This is a genomic window from Arthrobacter sp. UYNi723, from assembly GCF_054057635.1.
On the sequence record NZ_JBSRZM010000003.1, the window covers coordinates 22,267 to 38,444 of the forward strand.

Annotated in this window: 16 protein-coding genes and 1 riboswitch; of the genes, 9 read left to right on the forward strand and 7 right to left on the reverse strand. The window is 65.2% G+C overall.

Translation table 11 applies throughout. The features are described from left to right. The first annotated feature begins 72 nt into the window (after positions 1 to 72). Together ACVWY0_RS03275 and ACVWY0_RS03280 are read left to right on the forward strand one after the other, a co-directional pair. Positions 73 to 1,611: an amino acid permease gene (locus ACVWY0_RS03275; protein ID WP_485835410.1), complete on the forward strand. Its 1,539-nt coding sequence runs from the start codon at positions 73 to 75 to the stop codon at positions 1,609 to 1,611. Next, a complete protein-coding gene (locus tag ACVWY0_RS03280) occupies positions 1,608 to 3,302 on the forward strand; it encodes a flavin monoamine oxidase family protein (protein WP_485835411.1) in 1,695 nt (564 codons plus the stop codon). Before ACVWY0_RS03275 ends, ACVWY0_RS03280 begins: the two co-directional genes overlap by 4 nt. 70 nt (positions 3,303 to 3,372) lie before the next feature. On the opposite strand, the gene ACVWY0_RS03285 is transcribed toward ACVWY0_RS03280, so the two are convergent. The 3 genes from ACVWY0_RS03285 to purU all read right to left on the reverse strand — a co-directional run bounded on the left by ACVWY0_RS03285 (position 3,373) and on the right by purU (position 5,543). After that, positions 3,373 to 3,891 (reverse strand): gamma carbonic anhydrase family protein, encoded by a 519-nt coding sequence (locus ACVWY0_RS03285; protein WP_485835412.1) that lies wholly within the window; start codon positions 3,889 to 3,891, stop codon positions 3,373 to 3,375. Positions 3,892 to 3,974: 83 nt separating this feature from the next. Then, on the reverse strand, positions 3,975 to 4,655 hold the full coding sequence (locus tag ACVWY0_RS03290) for a class I SAM-dependent methyltransferase (protein WP_485835413.1): 681 nt from the start codon (positions 4,653 to 4,655) through the stop codon (positions 3,975 to 3,977). Positions 4,656 to 4,682: 27 nt separating this feature from the next. Next, the gene (gene purU, locus ACVWY0_RS03295; RefSeq protein WP_485835414.1) at positions 4,683 to 5,543 is read right to left on the reverse strand and encodes a formyltetrahydrofolate deformylase; all 861 of its coding nucleotides are present in this window, start codon (positions 5,541 to 5,543) and stop codon (positions 4,683 to 4,685) included. Positions 5,544 to 5,585: 42 nt separating this feature from the next. Continuing rightward, positions 5,586 to 5,671, forward strand: a riboswitch (ZMP/ZTP riboswitch). 129 nt (positions 5,672 to 5,800) lie between these two features. Here purU and glyA point away from each other — a divergent pair. Together glyA and ACVWY0_RS03305 are read left to right on the forward strand one after the other, a co-directional pair. Further along, the gene (glyA, locus tag ACVWY0_RS03300) at positions 5,801 to 7,099 is read left to right on the forward strand and encodes a serine hydroxymethyltransferase (protein WP_485835415.1); all 1,299 of its coding nucleotides are present in this window, start codon (positions 5,801 to 5,803) and stop codon (positions 7,097 to 7,099) included. A 3-nt stretch (positions 7,100 to 7,102) separates the two neighbouring features. Further along, on the forward strand, positions 7,103 to 8,002 hold the full coding sequence (locus ACVWY0_RS03305) for a bifunctional methylenetetrahydrofolate dehydrogenase/methenyltetrahydrofolate cyclohydrolase (RefSeq protein WP_485835416.1): 900 nt from the start codon (positions 7,103 to 7,105) through the stop codon (positions 8,000 to 8,002). Between the two features lie 92 nt (positions 8,003 to 8,094). Here ACVWY0_RS03305 and ACVWY0_RS03310 read toward each other — a convergent pair whose 3' ends face one another. Further along, positions 8,095 to 8,535, reverse strand: coding sequence for a CHRD domain-containing protein (locus ACVWY0_RS03310; RefSeq protein ID WP_485835417.1), 441 nt, complete (start codon positions 8,533 to 8,535; stop codon positions 8,095 to 8,097). A gap of 149 nt (positions 8,536 to 8,684) precedes the next feature. On the opposite strand from ACVWY0_RS03310, the gene ACVWY0_RS03315 reads away from it, so the two are divergent. From ACVWY0_RS03315 to ACVWY0_RS03335, 5 genes are read left to right on the forward strand one after another with little or no spacing between them, the layout of a single operon-like run. Then, positions 8,685 to 9,248 carry a hypothetical protein gene (locus ACVWY0_RS03315; protein WP_485835418.1) on the forward strand — a complete coding sequence of 188 codons (564 nt, stop codon included), beginning with the start codon at positions 8,685 to 8,687 and terminating at the stop codon, positions 9,246 to 9,248. Positions 9,249 to 9,258: 10 nt separating this feature from the next. Next, positions 9,259 to 10,092, forward strand: a complete 834-nt coding sequence (locus ACVWY0_RS03320) for an exodeoxyribonuclease III (protein WP_485835419.1) — start codon at positions 9,259 to 9,261, stop codon at positions 10,090 to 10,092. Between the two features lie 20 nt (positions 10,093 to 10,112). Next, complete coding sequence (gene trpS, locus ACVWY0_RS03325; protein ID WP_485835420.1) at positions 10,113 to 11,156, forward strand: tryptophan--tRNA ligase; 1,044 nt, start codon at positions 10,113 to 10,115, stop codon at positions 11,154 to 11,156. A 4-nt stretch (positions 11,157 to 11,160) separates the two neighbouring features. Then, the gene (locus ACVWY0_RS03330) at positions 11,161 to 11,757 is read left to right on the forward strand and encodes a 2'-5' RNA ligase family protein (RefSeq protein ID WP_246848738.1); all 597 of its coding nucleotides are present in this window, start codon (positions 11,161 to 11,163) and stop codon (positions 11,755 to 11,757) included. 37 nt (positions 11,758 to 11,794) lie between these two features. Beyond that, positions 11,795 to 12,760 carry a YihY/virulence factor BrkB family protein gene (locus tag ACVWY0_RS03335; RefSeq protein WP_485835544.1) on the forward strand — a complete coding sequence of 322 codons (966 nt, stop codon included), beginning with the start codon at positions 11,795 to 11,797 and terminating at the stop codon, positions 12,758 to 12,760. Here the strand turns inward: ACVWY0_RS03335 and ACVWY0_RS03340 are convergent. From ACVWY0_RS03340 to sdhA, 3 genes are all read right to left on the reverse strand, one after another. Continuing rightward, positions 12,717 to 13,487 (reverse strand): alpha/beta hydrolase family protein, encoded by a 771-nt coding sequence (locus ACVWY0_RS03340; protein WP_485835421.1) that lies wholly within the window; start codon positions 13,485 to 13,487, stop codon positions 12,717 to 12,719. The genes ACVWY0_RS03335 and ACVWY0_RS03340 overlap by 44 nt on opposite strands. A gap of 94 nt (positions 13,488 to 13,581) precedes the next feature. Continuing rightward, on the reverse strand, positions 13,582 to 14,364 hold the full coding sequence (locus tag ACVWY0_RS03345; protein WP_056347269.1) for a succinate dehydrogenase iron-sulfur subunit: 783 nt from the start codon (positions 14,362 to 14,364) through the stop codon (positions 13,582 to 13,584). 1 nt (position 14,365) lies between these two features. Beyond that, positions 14,366 to 16,174, reverse strand: a complete 1,809-nt coding sequence (gene sdhA / locus ACVWY0_RS03350; protein WP_485835422.1) for a succinate dehydrogenase flavoprotein subunit — start codon at positions 16,172 to 16,174, stop codon at positions 14,366 to 14,368. Positions 16,175 to 16,178 lie beyond the last annotated feature (4 nt).

Below are 16,178 nucleotides of genomic sequence, written 5' to 3' on the forward strand. Positions count from 1 at the left end.
CCCTGAGACACGGCTCACACCCCTACTCTGGATGAGGGGAAACCGACAACTACTCACGAACGGACGTCAACGATGACTGTGCCAACACTCTCCGGACCTGCCACGGCGCTGCCAGCCCGCCGTCCCGGGCTGGCCGCGCAACTGCTGCGCCGGAAACCGATCGGACAGATGGTCAGCGAAGCGGAAAGCGGCCATGGCGGCCCGAAACTGGTCCGCAGCTTCGGAGTCCTGCAGCTGACCATGATCAGCGTCGGCGCCACACTGGGAACCGGCATCTTGGTGATCCTGGGTGAATCCGTTCCGCTGGCTGGCCCTGCGATCTGGATCTCCTTCGCCATCGCCGGGCTCGCCGCGCTCCTCTCCGCAGTGTCCTATGCAGAAATGGCCGGGCTGGTCCCGGTCGCCGGTTCCAGCTACTCCTACACCTACGCCACCATGGGCGAGGGGATGGCCTGGATCTGCGGCTGGTGCCTGGTGCTTGAGTACGCCGTATCCGTGGCAGCCGTTGCCGTGGGCGCGGGCCAGTACGTGAACGAAACCCTCGCCGTGTTCGGGCAGGTTCTCCCCGACGCCATCTCCCAGCCCCCGGGCGACGGCGGGATGGTCAACATCCCGGCCATGGTGATTGTGGTGCTGGCAACTATCCTGCTGGTCCGGGGAGCCAAGGAAAGCGCCTGGATCAACACCGCCATTGTTGTGGTGAAGGTGGGCATCCTGATCTTCTTCTGCGCCGTGGCCTTCACGGCCTTCAACGCCGGCAACTTCGAGCCCCTCCTGCCGATGGGCGCTGCCGGTGTTTCGGCCGCTGCTTCGAGCGTTTTCTTCTCCTACATCGGCTTCGACGCCGCCTCAACCGCCGGCGAGGAAGCCCGCAACCCCAAGCGTGACCTCCCGCGGGCCATCATGTTGTCCATGGTGATCGTCACCACGATTTATGTCCTGGTGGCCGTGGCGGCCATCGGTGCCCGCCCGTGGGGCTGGTTCGACGGCACCGACGCCGCCCTGGTGCGCATCCTTGAGGAAACCACCGGCCAGGCGTGGATCGCGCTGGTCTTTGCGGTGGGGGCCGTATTGGCAATCGCCAGCATTGTGCTCACGGTCCTCTACGGCCAGACCCGCATCCTGCTTTCCATGTCCCGCGACGGGCTCATCCCGAAGATCTTCGGTCGTGTTTCATCCCGAACCGGCACCCCCGTTGCCGGCACCCTGCTGGTGGGCATCGGCGTCGCCCTCACCGCCGGGCTGGTTCCACTGGGTGCCTTGGCAGACGCCACCAGCATCGGCACGCTCTTCGCCTTCGCCCTGGTCAACGTGGCCGTCATCTACCTGCGGCGCACCAGGCCCGAACTGGAGCGCACGTTCCGCGTACCGTTGTTCCCCCTGACGCCGATTCTCGGGGCGCTCATGTGCGCCTTCCTCATGGCCAACCTGGGCGCCGATACCTGGGTGACCTTCGGAATCTGGATGTTGGTGGGCCTGGCCGCCTACTTCGGCTACGGTCGAAGGAACTCCAGGGTAGCGGCGCTGAGCCAGGAGGAATACCGTGAGCTGAGCAGGCCGGAATCTTCAACGCTGTCCACCCCAGAACAAACGAAAGCAGAGCTTTCATGACCGTCGCCACCGAACTCCCGGCCTCTGACCCCTCCAGCACACAGTCTGGCCCCATCACCATGCTGAACCCCGATTTTCCGTTCAGCTACGACCACTACCTCGCCCACCCGGCAGGGCTCGGTGCGGTTCCGCCGGAACTCTACGGCACCGAGGTAGCCGTTGTAGGGGCGGGCCTTTCGGGCCTCGTCGCGGCCTACGAACTGATGAAACTGGGCCTGCGGCCGGTCGTCTACGAAGCGGACCAGATCGGCGGCCGCCTGCGCACCGCCAGCTTCCCGTCCGCTCCCGGCGTTGTGGCCGATCTGGGAGGTATGCGGTTCCCCGTGTCGGGCAGGGCTTTCTACCACTACGTGGACCTGCTGGGGCTGGACACCCAGGATTTCCCCAACCCTCTGGCACCCGTCACGTCCAGCACCGTGATCGAACTGGCCGGCCAGAAGTACTACGCTGAGACTGCCCAGGACCTGCCGCCGTTCTTCCGCGAGGTGGCCGACGCCTGGAAGGCCGCCGTGAACGATGGCGCGAAGTTCGTCGAAATGCAGGAGGCCATCCGGGCCCGGGACACCGGACGGATCAAGGACCTGTGGAACGAGCTGCTGCCGCTCATGGACGAGCAGACCTTCTACGGGTTCATTGCCGGGAGCGAGTCATTCAAGGAAGCCGGCTTTGCCCACCGTGAGGCCTTTGGCCAGGTGGGTTTCGGCACCGGTGGCTGGGACACCGACTTCCCCAACTCCATCCTGGAGATCCTCCGCGTGGTCTACACCGACGCCGATGACCAGCACCGGCTCATCAGCGGGGGAGCGCAACGGCTGCCCGAGGCACTGTGGCAGCACGCGCCGTCGGGCATGGCCCACTGGCCCGACGGAACGTCTCTGGCGTCGCTCCACTCCGGCTCACCCCGCGGGGCTGTGGACAAGATCAGCCGCGATGCCGACGGCGACCTCCGGATCCGGGAGCGCTGGGGTCGCGAAGCCAGCTACCCCGCCGTGGTCACCACATGCCAGTCCTGGCTGCTGTCCACGCGCATCCACACCGAGGAGGCACTGTTCCCGGCCGAACTGTGGACTGCGATCGAGCGTTCGCACTACATGCAGTCATCCAAGACGTTTGTGATGGTGGACCGGCCGTTCTGGAAGGACATCGATCCGGACACCGGCCGTGAGGTCCTGTCCATGACCCTCACGGACCGGCTGAACAGGGCCACCTACCTCCTGGATGACGGCCCGGAAAAGCCCGCCGTGATCCTGCTGTCCTACACGTGGAACGATGACGCGCTCAAATGGCTGGCGCTGGACGCCGACGAACGCGTTGAGCTGATGCTGCACTCGCTCGAGCAGATTTACCCGGGCGTGGACATCGCCAGCCACATCGTGGGCCAGCCCATCACCGTTTCCTGGGAAGCGGACCCCAACTTCATGGGTGCCTTCAAAGCGAACCTGCCGGGGCACTACCGCTACCAACAGCGCCTCTTCACGCACTTCAAGCAGGACAAGCTGCCCGAATCCCAGCGCGGGATCTTCCTCGCGGGTGACGACGTGTCCTTTACCGCGGGCTGGGCCGAGGGCGCCGTGACCACCGGCCTGAACGCGGTGTGGGGTGTGGTGAACCACCTGGGCGGGACATCGGCGGTGGGCAACCCCGGTCCGGGCGAACTCCTGGACGCAATCGGGCCTATCACCCTGGACTGAGGGTAACGAGCCTGGGGCCACGCCCGCAGGGTTCCCTGGCCGAGCTTGCGAGGTTAGGGGCGGGTGCGGACTACCCGTGCAGCTCCCGGTGCGCCCGGGCCAGTTCGACGTAGCGGGCGGCGTTCTGCTTGACGCCGTCGAACTCCTCATCGGTGAGTTCCCGCCGTACCTTCGCCGGGACGCCTGCAACCAGCGAGCGGGGCGGCACAATAGTCCCTTCCAGGACAACGGCGCCGGCTGCCACGAGCGAGCCGGTGCCGATCACCGCGCCGTTAAGCACGGTGGCGCCCATGCCGATCAGGCAGTCGTCCTCCACAGTGCAGCCATGGACGACGGCGGCGTGCCCCACACTGACCCCGGCCCCGACCGTGCAGGGGAAGCCCGGATCTGCATGGAGCACCACGTTGTCCTGCAGGTTGCTGCCGGCGCCGACGCTGATGGCCGCCGTGTCCGCCCGGACCGACACCCCATAGAAGGCGCTCGAATCCTCAGCGAGCGTGGCCTTGCCGATGATCGACGCCGTCGGAGCGATGAAGGCGGATTCGTGGACGGCCGGAGTGTCGCCGGCGAAAGTGTAAAGAGGAGCCATGGGCCAAGCCTAGGACATCCGCCCACCCCAACTAAGTAGCGCTAACTGTCGTTATGAGCCCTCATAACGACAGTTAGCGCTACTTACTTGGGAGAGGCGGGGGTGCGGAGGATCAGGAACTGGTAGTGCTGCGTCCAGGTCCCCGCACCCGGGCCGGATTCCTCGCCGTTGCCTTCCGGCCAGGTGACAAAGTCCTCGATGGCACCGTGCCGGCCAAAGACCTGCCGCACCGTCGCGTCGCTGCGCCGGCTGAAGAACCGGCGGGGTTCGACGTCGTCCTCGGGGTTCAGGACCTCTTCATCCTCACCGGACCAGAGGCCGACGGCGATAGGCGCGTTGGGTGCCGTAACGCGCACCAGCTCGCGCAGGACGCCGTCGATATCAGTGGCGGGGACGTGCAGCAGCGTGCTCATGGTCCAGAGGGCCGGAAAGGTTTTGTCCGGGAACGGCAGCTGCCGGGCGCTGGCCACGGAGACGTCCAGGCCTTTCGCCCGGGACCTGCGGACGTGCTCCTCGGAGAGGTCAACGCCGGTGTAATGGATGCCGGCCCGGACGAACTGCAGGCCATCGAGCCCCATGCCGGAGCCGATCTCCAGAACGTTGTGCCGGCTCTCGGCCTTGAGCAGCGCGATGAACCGCTCACGCTGTTCTACCCGCTGGGGCGCGAGCGGATGTTCCGCGCCGGACGCCGCGCGGCGGTTGTAGAACTCGGCGAGGCGCAGCTCGCTGCCGGGTTCCTCCACCGCATTCTCAACTGCGTCCATGACCCACGACCTTAGATAAGAGACCGCTTAGTTAAAGACCACTGTCCGGTTGCCGTCCAAGAGGACCCGGTGTTCTGCATGCCATTGGACGGCCTGCGTCAGGGTGCGGCCCTCCACGTCACGGCCCATCTGCACGAACTGCTCCGGAGTGCGGGCGTGGTCCACGCGGATGACTTCCTGCTGGATGATAGGGCCCTCGTCCAGCGCGGCCGTGACGTAGTGGGCAGTGGCGCCGATCAGCTTCACGCCGCGGGCATGAGCCTGGTGGTAGGGCTTGGCGCCCTTGAAGGACGGCAGGAACGAGTGGTGGATATTGATGGCCTTGCCGGTGAGCTCCGCGCACAGGTCATCCGAAATGATCTGCATGTAGCGGGCCAGAACGGTCAGTTCGATATCGTGCTCGGCCATGAGGGCGCGCAGCTTGTCCTCGGCCTGGGCCTTGGTGTCCGGGGTGACCGGGATGTGGTGGAACGGGATGCCGTAGAACTCGGCCAGCCCGGCAAGGTCACGGTGGTTGGAGACGATGGCCGGGATCTCGATGGGCAGGGTGCCGGAGCGCTGCTGGAACAGGATGTCGTTGAGGCAGTGCGCGGACGTGCTGGCCATCAGGAGCGTGCGCACCTTCTGGCCCACGGGGTTGAGGCTCCACTGCATGCCGAAGGAGTGGACCACCGGCTCAAGGGCGGCCTGGACCTCGGCCCGGGAGGCCGTCGTCGTCGCTTCCACCCGCATAAAGAAGTTGCCGGTTGCGGGGCTGCCATACTGCTGCGAGTCCAAAATATTACAGCCCGCCACCAGGAGCGCTCCGGCCACGGCGTGGACAATTCCGGGGCGGTCCGGGCAGGACAATGTCAATACGTAAGCTCGGTTCAGCTGCTCTTCAGTCACGACTACAAGCCTACCCGCGCGGCACGCCCGCGTTTGGTAGTCTGGTGGGGTCGCAACTGGCGTTGGGTGGCTAACCACCAGGGAGCGGCAATCACGAAGACCACGGATCGTACGCCTGGGCCGAGGGTCATGTTTTACCGGAGCTGCAACCTTTGAGGACGCGGCTCACTTTCACGCCCTGTCATCAATGGGCGGTGATGTGCGCCAGCCGGTAGCCTGACCTTAGCAGTGCCCGTATCCCTAGCCAGGAGTTTTTCGTGACTACTACCGCCACCACAACAGCCGCCGTCAGCAACCAGTCGCTGGCCGAGCTTGACCCCGAAATCGCAGCAGTCCTCAACCAGGAACTTGGCCGCCAGCGCGGCACCCTGGAAATGATCGCCTCCGAAAACTTTGCCCCGCGCGCCGTCATGGAAGCCCAGGGCTCGGTCCTGACCAACAAGTACGCCGAGGGTTACCCGGGCCGCCGTTACTACGGCGGCTGTGAATATGTGGATATCGCCGAGCAGTTGGCCATCGACCGCGTTAAGGCACTGTTCGGTGCCGAGTACGCCAACGTCCAGCCGCACTCCGGTGCCCAGGCCAACGCCGCAGCACTGTCTGCCATGATCACCCCCGGTGACAAGATCCTGGGCCTGTCCCTGGCCCACGGCGGCCACCTGACCCACGGCATGAAGCTGAACTTCTCCGGCAAGCTGTACAACGTGGCTGCCTACCAAGTGGAGCCGGACAACTTCCGCGTTGACATGGACAAGCTGCGTGAGCAGGCCATCGCCGAGAAGCCCCAGGTCATCATCGCCGGCTGGTCCGCCTACCCGCGCCACCTGGACTTCGCGGCCTTCCGCTCCATCGCCGATGAAGTGGGCGCGTTGCTCTGGACCGACATGGCACACTTCGCCGGACTGGTGGCTGCGGGCCTGCACCCGAGCCCGGTGCCGTACTCCGACGTCGTCACCTCCACCGTGCACAAGACCCTCGCCGGGCCGCGCTCCGGTGTGATCCTGGCCAAGCAGGAGTGGGCCAAGAAGATCAACTCCAACGTGTTCCCGGGCCAGCAGGGCGGGCCGCTCATGCACGTCATTGCGGCCAAGGCCGTGGCCTTCAAGATCGCCGGCACCGAGGAATTCAAGGAGCGCCAGGAGCGTGTCCTGGAAGGCGCCAAGATCATTGCAGACCGGCTCAACCAGGCCGACGTCGCCGACGCCGGCGTCTCCGTCCTCACCGGCGGCACCGACGTGCACCTGGTCCTGGTGGACCTGCGCAACTCCCAGCTCGACGGCCAGCAGGCCGAGGACCTCCTGCACTCCGTGGGCATCACTGTGAACCGCAATGCTGTTCCGTTCGACCCCCGCCCGCCGATGGTCACCTCCGGCCTGCGCATCGGCACCCCGGCCCTGGCCACCCGCGGCTTCGGCGCCGAGGAGTTCACTGAGGTCGCGGAGATCATCGCCACCGCCCTGAAGGCCGGCTCCGCCACTGACGTAGAGGCCCTTCAGTCCCGCGTGGACAAGCTCGCCGCCGATTTCCCGCTGTACCCGCAGCACGAGCAGTGGTAATCCATGACTGAAACCACAAAAACAGCACAGGTTCTTGACGGCAAGGCTACCGCCGCTGCCATCAAGGCCGAGCTGACCGTACGTGTGGCCGCACTCAAGGCTAAGGGCGTCATCCCCGGACTGGGCACCATTTTGGTGGGTTCCGACCCCGGGAGCACCTGGTATGTGGGCGGCAAGCACAAAGACTGCGCCGAGGTGGGCATCACATCCATCCGCCGCGACCTCCCCGAGGAAGCCACGCAGGACGAACTCCTCGCTGTAGTCCGTGAGCTGAACGGGAACCCGGAATGCACCGGCTACATCGTGCAGCTTCCCTTGCCCAAGCACATCAACCAGGACGTCATCCTGGAGGCCATGGATCCGGACAAGGACGCAGACGGCCTGCACCCAATGAACCTGGGCCGCCTGGTGGCCAACGTCAGCGGACCCATGACCTCGCCGCTGCCGTGCACCCCCAAGGGCTGCGTGGAGCTCCTCACCCGGCACGGCATCAGCCTCAAGGGCAAGCGCGTCCTCGTGGTGGGCCGCGGTGTGACCATCGGCCGTCCCGTCGGGCTGCTGCTGACCCGCAAGGACGTCAACGCCACGGTCATCCTGGCGCACACCGGCACCGTGGACCTGGCCGCCGAACTCCGCCAGGCCGACGTCGTGATCGCCGCCGCGGGAGTCCCGCACATGATCAAGGCGGCGGACCTCAAGCCGGGCGCAATAGTGCTCGACGTCGGCGTGAGCCGTGTTGACGACGGCAACGGTAAGGCAGTGGTCACCGGAGACGTGGACCCCGCCGCTGCCGACGTCGCCTCGTGGATCTCCCCGAACCCGGGCGGCGTGGGGCCGATGACCCGTGCCATGCTGCTCGCCAATGTGGTGGAGACCGCGGAGCGCCAGGCGGGAATCGCCTAGTTTCGTTCCTTAACAGCAAAGCCCGACGGCGGCCCGCACCCTCAGTGAAAAGGTACGGGCCGCCGTCGGGCTTTTTGCAGAGAAACCACAACCTACTTCAGCTGGCCGCGGATCTCCCCCGCAGGGAAGTCAGCGTTGTGCACATTGACGTAATAAGCGCCTGGGTTGGCTTCAATGGCGGCCAGTAGGTCCGAGTCAGCCGTAGTGCAGGCATCAACCGTCCAGTCGGTGCCACTGACCACATCAAGCGGAATAACAACCGGGCCGGCCGCGTTGCGTGCAGCGACATGGATGTGGGCCGCCATGGCAGGAACGGACAGATCGCGGGCCGTCAGCGTATAGCAGAGTTTGTCATCGTCGATGGTGTAACTGAAGGATCCACCTGCCCCGGTGTGGACCGGACCGACTTCCTGGCCGGTGTTAAGTGGAACGGCCGGAACGCCGCCCGGTTTTGCCACAGCTGGGGCACTGATTCCTACGAGGGAGACGATGGCTGTGGCCACCGCGGCTGTCCTGAACGCGTGACTTTTCATGATTTGTCCTCAGATAGAAATGTGAACTTCCACCCCTAGCGCGTTTCACGGTACGCCGCGGCCAGATCCTGCACAATAGTGTGCCGGGCCGCTGTTCGCCGGGGGTGGAAGGTGCGTTGGGGCTCTGCTGCGTTTGAGACAATAGACGCATGCGATCTCTGGGTAACACTCAATCTCCGTCCGGCCGGTCCAAGGGCGGCTTCTCCATGCTGCGGATCAGCGGCCCGGGAATGATGGTCTTTGTCATCGCGTTCCTCGTTGCCGTGATCTTTGCGGCGAACCAGAACGACGTCGTGGGCTGGGTTGTGGCCATCATCGCCGCCTTCTGGCTGGCCCTCGCTGCCTTTGTGGTGTTCAGCATCCAGAAGGCCGCCAAAAAAGCCGGCGCCAAGCTGACCGAGGCCCAGAACGCCTTCAACAGCGCAGCCGGCCGCGCGCCGTCGTCGTCCTCGGCCGACCACGGCGGCACCCGGGTGGTGTACGAGCGGACCGAAGCGGACGAAGTCCGCGACCTCAAGCTGGACCACTCCTTCAAGATCGTCCAGGTCCAGATCCAAGTAGTGGAGAAGGAACGCGCCAAGGGTGAGGCAGCGGACCAGGATACGATCCGCCGCGCGCTGGAGACCATCGAGATCACCGCCACCAACGCCCGCGACATGATCCGCGCTGCCGGCGGCACCGGGGACCCGGTCAGCGGAACCATCATCGACTAGAGTAGTGCGGGTGATCTCGGCATTGAAGAAGGACCACCTTCGCATCGCATCAGTCAACGTCAATGGCCTCCGGGCTGCCTACAAGAACGGTATGGCGGCATGGCTGGAGCCCCGCGAGGTGGACATCCTCTGCCTCCAGGAAGTCCGGGCCCCTGACGCGATCGTGCGCCAGCTGCTCGGTGACGGCTGGCACATCCTGCACGCCGAAGCCGAGGCCAAGGGCCGCGCCGGCGTCGCCATTGCGTCCCGTGAAGAGCCGCTGGAAACCCGCAACGGCATCGGCGATGACTACTTCGCCACCGCCGGACGCTGGGTTGAGGCTGACTTCAGGGTGGCCGACGCCGAGGGGAACCCCGCGCAGCTGACCGTTGCCAGCGCCTACGTGCACTCCGGCGAGGTGGGTACCCCGAAGCAGGTGGACAAGTACCGCTTTTTGGATGTCATGACCACCAGGCTGCCGGAACTGACCAAGCACAGCGATCACGCACTTGTGGTGGGCGACCTGAACGTGGGCCACACCGAACGGGACATCAGGAACTGGAAGGGCAACGTCAAGAAGGCCGGCTTCCTGCCCGACGAACGTGCCTATTTTGACCGCTTCTTCGGCGAGGACATCGGCTGGAAGGACGTGCACCGGGGCTTGGCGGGCGACGTCGACGGCCCCTACACCTGGTGGTCACAGCGTGGCCAGGCGTTCGACAACGACACCGGCTGGCGCATCGACTACCACATGGCCACCCCGGACCTCGCCGCCGCCGCGCTCTCGGCAGTCGTTGACCGGGCGCCCTCGTGGGACACCCGCTTCTCTGACCATGCCCCGCTGGTAGTGGACTACCGGCTCTAAGCCCCGAAGGTTTTTTCCCCATGACTAGCCCGACTTCCCCGGTGACCAAGAAACGCATCCTCTCCGGTGCCAAGCCCACGGCGGACTCCCTGCACCTGGGCAACTACATTGGCGCTGTCCGCAACTGGGTGGACATGCAGGCCGAATATGATGCCGTCTTCTTCATCCCGGACCTTCACGCCATCACCGTGGACTTCGATCCCGCCGAGCTCGCCAAGCGCACCCGGGTGGTTGCCGCGCAGTACATTGCCGCCGGCATCGACCCGGACAAAAGCATCTTCTTTGTGCAGTCCCACGTCCCCGAGCACGCCCAGCTGGCCTGGGCACTGAACTGCATCACCGGCTTCGGCGAAGCGTCCCGGATGACACAGTTCAAGGACAAGACCCAGAAGTCGGGCACGGACGCCGCAACTCTTGGACTGTTTGCATACCCCACGCTCATGGCAGCCGACATCCTGCTGTACCAGACTGACCTCGTGCCGGTGGGCGAGGACCAGCGGCAGCACCTGGAGCTCACCCGGAACCTGGCCCAGCGCTTCAACACCCGCTACGGCCACACGTTCACCGTGCCGGAGGCCACCATCCTCAAGGCCAGCGCCAAGATCTACGACCTCCAGAGCCCGACTGCCAAGATGTCGAAGACAGGCGGGTCGCCCCACGGTTCCATCCAGCTCCTGGAAGACCCCAAGCTCGCCGCGAAGCGCATCAAGTCCGCAGTCACTGACACCGGAACCGAGATCCGGTTCGACGCCGAAGCCAAGCCGGGGGTTTCCAACCTCCTCACCATCTACTCCACGCTCACCGGAAAGTCCGTGGCTGAGCTGGAGACGGAGTACGAGGGCAAGATGTACGGCCACCTGAAAGTGGACCTTGCGGAGATCATGGTGGACTTCATCACGCCGCTGCGGAACCGCACCAACGAACTGATGGCTGACCCGGCCGAGCTGGACCGGCTGCTGGCCCAGGGCGCCGAGCGGGCCAGGGAAATCGCCGCAGTGACCCTTGGTCAGGTCTATGAGCGCATGGGTTTCCTGCCGTCCCTCAGCCTCGCAGGCGTCCGCTAGCTCGATGTCGGCCGCCAGCAATGTCAGTGAAGGAATGAGCGTAGGCGTCATTCTGGGCTTCCCCCCTGCCATCGCCGAGGAACTTCAACGGTGGCGCGCCTCCTTCGGGGACCCAATGGCGGGGGTGGTGCCCGCGCACATCACGCTGGTCACCACCACGCCCACCCAGGACTGGGCAGCCACGCAGGCGCACGTCCGCGACGTGGCGCGGCGGCAGGTCCCCTTTATGGTCACCATCGCCGGGACCGGAACGTTCCGGCCGGTCTCCCCGGTGGTTTACATCAACGTCGAGGACGGGTTCGACTCCTGCGTGGAGCTCCACGAAAAACTCCAGACCGGCCCGCTGCAACGCGAGTTGCCGTTCTCTTACCATCCGCATGTCACGATCGCCCACGATGTCGCGCCCGAAAGCCTGGACGAAGCCGAAACGGTGCTTGAAAGTTACCGGGCGACCTTCCCGGTGGTTAGCATGGGACTCTACGAGCACGATGCCGACGGCATTTGGCAGCTACGGGAAGAGTTGGACTTTGGGACCGAAACTGACGACGGCGGGTCCTTCGCCGCGGACGCCGACGCCAACGGAGCCACCGCTCCCCACTGAGCAGGCCCGCCTCAAGCTCGCCGTCATCCGGAAACGGATGGAGTGGGGCAAAGCCAGAAGGTCCGACGGCGGCCCGGTGGCCAGCTCGCTGGCGATGCTCCAGTGGCTGCTGGCCAGGCTTAATGCCTTCCGCCCGATGCGCGCGTGGCAGCACTACAACCTCCAGCATGGCCCGTTGATGAGCGCCGGCATCGGTTTCAACATGTTCTTTTCCATCACCGGCCTGTTGGCCACGGGTTTCTCCGTTGCCGGCCTGGTGCTGCGGGGCCAGCCTGCCCTGCTGGACACCATCATCGGCAGCGTGGCCCAGAGTGCGCCCGGACTGCTGAAGGTGGGCGGGGGAGAAGGGCTGGTTGATCCGAACGACCTCCTGAACCCGGACGGCCTCGGCTGGACCGCCGTGATTGCTGCCGTGGTTACAGTCATCACGTCCCTGGGCTGGATCGCCGGACTCCGTGACGGCCTGCGCGGTGTGGTGCAGTTGCCGCCCCTGAAAATCAACCCGATTGTCCTCAAACTGCGCGACGCCGGCACCCTGCTGCTGCTGGGAGTGGCCCTGGTGATCAGCGCCGGAGCGTCCCTGGTGTTCGGCACGGCGGCCGGCTGGGTCACGGACTTCCTGCAGCTGGATCCGACGGTGGCAGGTCCGCTGACCACCGTGATCAAGATCGGTGTGCCGCTTACGCTCAACTGGGTCACGGCCGTCATCATGTTCCGGTTGGCCGGTGGGCTCGAGCTCTCCCGGCGGGCACTCCTGGAGGGGACCATCCTTGCCGCGGTGGGCACCACCGTCCTGCAGGTCTTCAGCACTGAACTCCTGGCCGGCGCGGGACGGAACCCCATCCTGGCGCCGTTTGCCATCATCATCGGCCTGCTGATCTGGTTCAACCTGGTCAGCCAGGTCTACCTCGTGTCCGCCGGCTGGTCCACCATCCGCGAAGTGGACGAAAAAGCCGGGATTACTTCCCGGCGTCGAGGTACTGGTCGGCCCAGGCAGAAATAATCCTGGCGGCCCGGGCTGCCTGGCCCTTGCCGGTCAGTAGGTGGTCGCTGCCTTCGAGTGAGACGAAGTTCCGCGGATGGCGCGCCGTCTGGAAGATGGTGCTGGCGTTCTCGATGCCCACGGTGTTGTCCGTGGGGGAGTGGAGGACCATCAGTGGCTTGTGCAGCTGCCGGATGCAGTCCGTGAGGTCCGCGTTCTCCAGGTCCTCCACAAAGTGTTTCCGGATCTCCACGCGTTTCCCGCCGAGGTCCACTTCCGCGCTGCCCTCGCTGAGGATCTTGTCCAGTGCGGCGTCAAAGACGTGGGCCACGTGCTTGGGTGAGAACGGGGCAGCCACTGTTGCGACGGCGTCGAGCTCCGGGATCTGGCGGGCGGCCGAGAGCACCGCCGCGCCGCCGAAGGAGTGGCCCACCAGCAGCGAGATGGCCCTCCCCTTGCTGCGCATGAACTCGGCGGCCACCACGGTGTCCGCCACTTTGTGGCTGAAGGAGCCCTCCGACCAATGGCCGGCGGACTCGCCCAGCCCCAGGTTGTCGAAGCGGAGCATCCCGATGCCGGTGTCAGCCAGGGCCTTGCACATCCGGGACGCCGCGGGGCTGTCCTTGCCCAGGGTGAAGCCGTGGGAGAACACACCCCAGCCCCGCACCGGCCCCTCCGGGACGTCGATGATGCCGGACAGGAGCTCGCCGGTGGATCCTTCGAAGCTGACTTTTTCGGAGCGGGACATCGCGTGCTGCTTTCGTTGGTGCCGTCAGGTGTTAAACAACGACGGCGCCCATCCCACCTAAGGTGGGTGACGCCGTCGTAAGCAAGAACCTGAATTAGATCTTACGGGAGAGAATTGCCTGCTTGACTTCGGCAATTGCCTGGGTCACCTGGATGCCGCGGGGGCATGCTTCGGAGCAGTTGAAGGTGGTGCGGCAACGCCACACGCCTTCCTTGTCGTTTAGGATTTCCAGGCGCATGTCGCCGGCATCATCACGGGAATCGAAAATGAAGCGGTGGGCGTTGACGATCGCGGCCGGGCCGAAGTACTGGCCATCGGTCCAGAACACCGGGCAGGAGGACGTGCACGCCGCGCAGAGGATGCACTTGGTGGTGTCGTCGAAGCGCTCACGGTCCTCGGCGGACTGCAGGCGTTCCTTCGTGGGCTCGTGGCCCTTGTTGATCAGGAACGGCATGACTTCACGGAAGGACTGGAAGAACGGCTCCATGTCCACGATCAGGTCCTTCTCCACCGGCAGGCCCTTGATGGGCTCAACGGTGATGGGCTTGGTGGTGTCCAGGTCCTTCAGGAGGGTCTTGCAGGCAAGGCGGTTGCGGCCGTTGATGCGCATGGCATCCGAACCGCAGACACCGTGGGCGCAGGAACGGCGGAACGAAACGCTGCCGTCAATTTCCCATTTGACCTTGTGCAGCGCATCCAGCACGCGATCGGTGCCGTACATGGTCACCTTGAAGTCTTCCCACGTGGCGTCCTCGGACACCTCGGGGTTGTAACGGCGGACGCGCAGGGTGACGTCGAACGTGGGGATCTCTCCGCCGCCTCCGATGTGTGCGGGCAGTTCGATCTTGGAGGCTGGCTCAGCAAGTTCAGCGGTCATCTTAGTACTTCCTCACCATCGGCTCGTAGCGGGTAAAGACGACCGGCTTGGTGCCCAGACGGATGCCGGCTGTTGTTTCCGCGGTCCCCGCGGTGCCGTCGGCCGGGGCGTGGTCATCCTTGTACGCCATGGAGTGCTTCATGAATTTTTCGTCGTCGCGTTCCGGGAAGTCCTCGCGGAAGTGTCCGCCGCGGGATTCCTCACGGTGCAGGGCCGCCACGGTCATGACCTTGGCCAGTTCCAGCAGGAAACCCAGCTCAACGGCTTCGAGCAGGTCCAGGTTGAAGCGCTTGCCCTTGTCCTGGACGCTGATCTTCTTGTACCGCGCCTCGAAGGACTCGATGTCCGTCAGGACCTGGTTCAGCGTGTCAGCCGTACGGAACACCTGCATGTTGGCGTCCATGGTGTCCTGGAGTTCCTTGCGGATCACCGCCACCTTCTCGTCGCCGGTGCCGTTGCGGGCAATGTCCAGCAGCTCGATGGTGTAGGCCTCCGGATCCTCCGGGAGGTCCACGAAGTCAGCAGTCTTGGCGTACTCCGCGGCGGCGATGCCGGCGCGCTTGCCGAACACGTTGATGTCCAGCAGTGAGTTGGTGCCGAGGCGGTTGGAGCCGTGGACCGAAACGCAGGCAACCTCACCGGCGGCGTAAAGGCCCGGGATCACGGTGTCGTTGTCCTGCAGGACCTCGGTGGTGATGTTGGTGGGGATGCCGCCCATGGCGTAGTGCGCCGTGGGGAACACCGGAACCGGCTCCGTGTACGGTTCCACACCCAGGTAGGTGCGGGCGAACTCGGTGATGTCCGGGAGCTTGGCATCGATGTGCGCCGGCTCCAGGTGGGTCAGGTCAAGGAGGACGTAGTCCTTGTTCGGGCCGCAGCCGCGGCCTTCACGGACTTCGTTGGCCATGGAACGGGCCACGATGTCACGCGGTGCCAGGTCCTTGATGGTGGGGGCGTAGCGCTCCATAAATCGCTCACCCTCGGAGTTACGCAGGATGGCGCCCTCGCCGCGTGCGGCTTCGGAAAGCAGGATGCCCAGGCCGGCGAGGCCTGTCGGGTGGAACTGGAAGAACTCCATGTCCTCCAGCGGAATGCCCTTGCGGAACGCGATGCCCATGCCGTCGCCGGTCAGGGTGTGGGCGTTCGAGGTGGTCTTGAAGACCTTGCCGGCGCCGCCGGTAGCGAAGATCACGGACTTGGCCTGGAACACGTGCAGCTCACCGGAGGCGAGGTCGTAGGACACGACGCCGGCAACGCGCTTCTGCTTGTACGGCGTGCCGTCCTCGCGGACGGCGTCTTCCTCGACCGTCAGGAGGTCAAGGACGTAGTACTCGTTGTAGAACTCCACGTTGTGCTTGACGCAGTTTTGGTACAGGGTCTGCAGGATCATGTGGCCGGTGCGGTCTGCTGCGTAGCAGGCGCGGCGGACGGGCGCCTTGCCGTGGTCGCGGGTGTGGCCACCGAAGCGGCGCTGGTCAATCCGGCCTTCGGGCGTGCGGTTGAACGGCAGGCCCATCTTTTCCAGGTCCAGCACGGCGTCGATGGCTTCCTTCGCCATGACCTCGGCGGCGTCCTGGTCAACCAGGTAGTCGCCGCCCTTAATCGTGTCAAAGGTGTGCCATTCCCAGTTGTCTTCTTCGACATTGGCAAGGGCCGCACACATGCCACCCTGCGCCGCACCGGTGTGCGAGCGGGTGGGGTAGAGCTTGGTCAGTACTGCTGTTCGCGCGCGCTGACCGGACTCGATCGCGGCGCGCATGCCAGCGCCACCGGCACCGACGATGACGACGTCGTACTTATGGACCTGCATACTT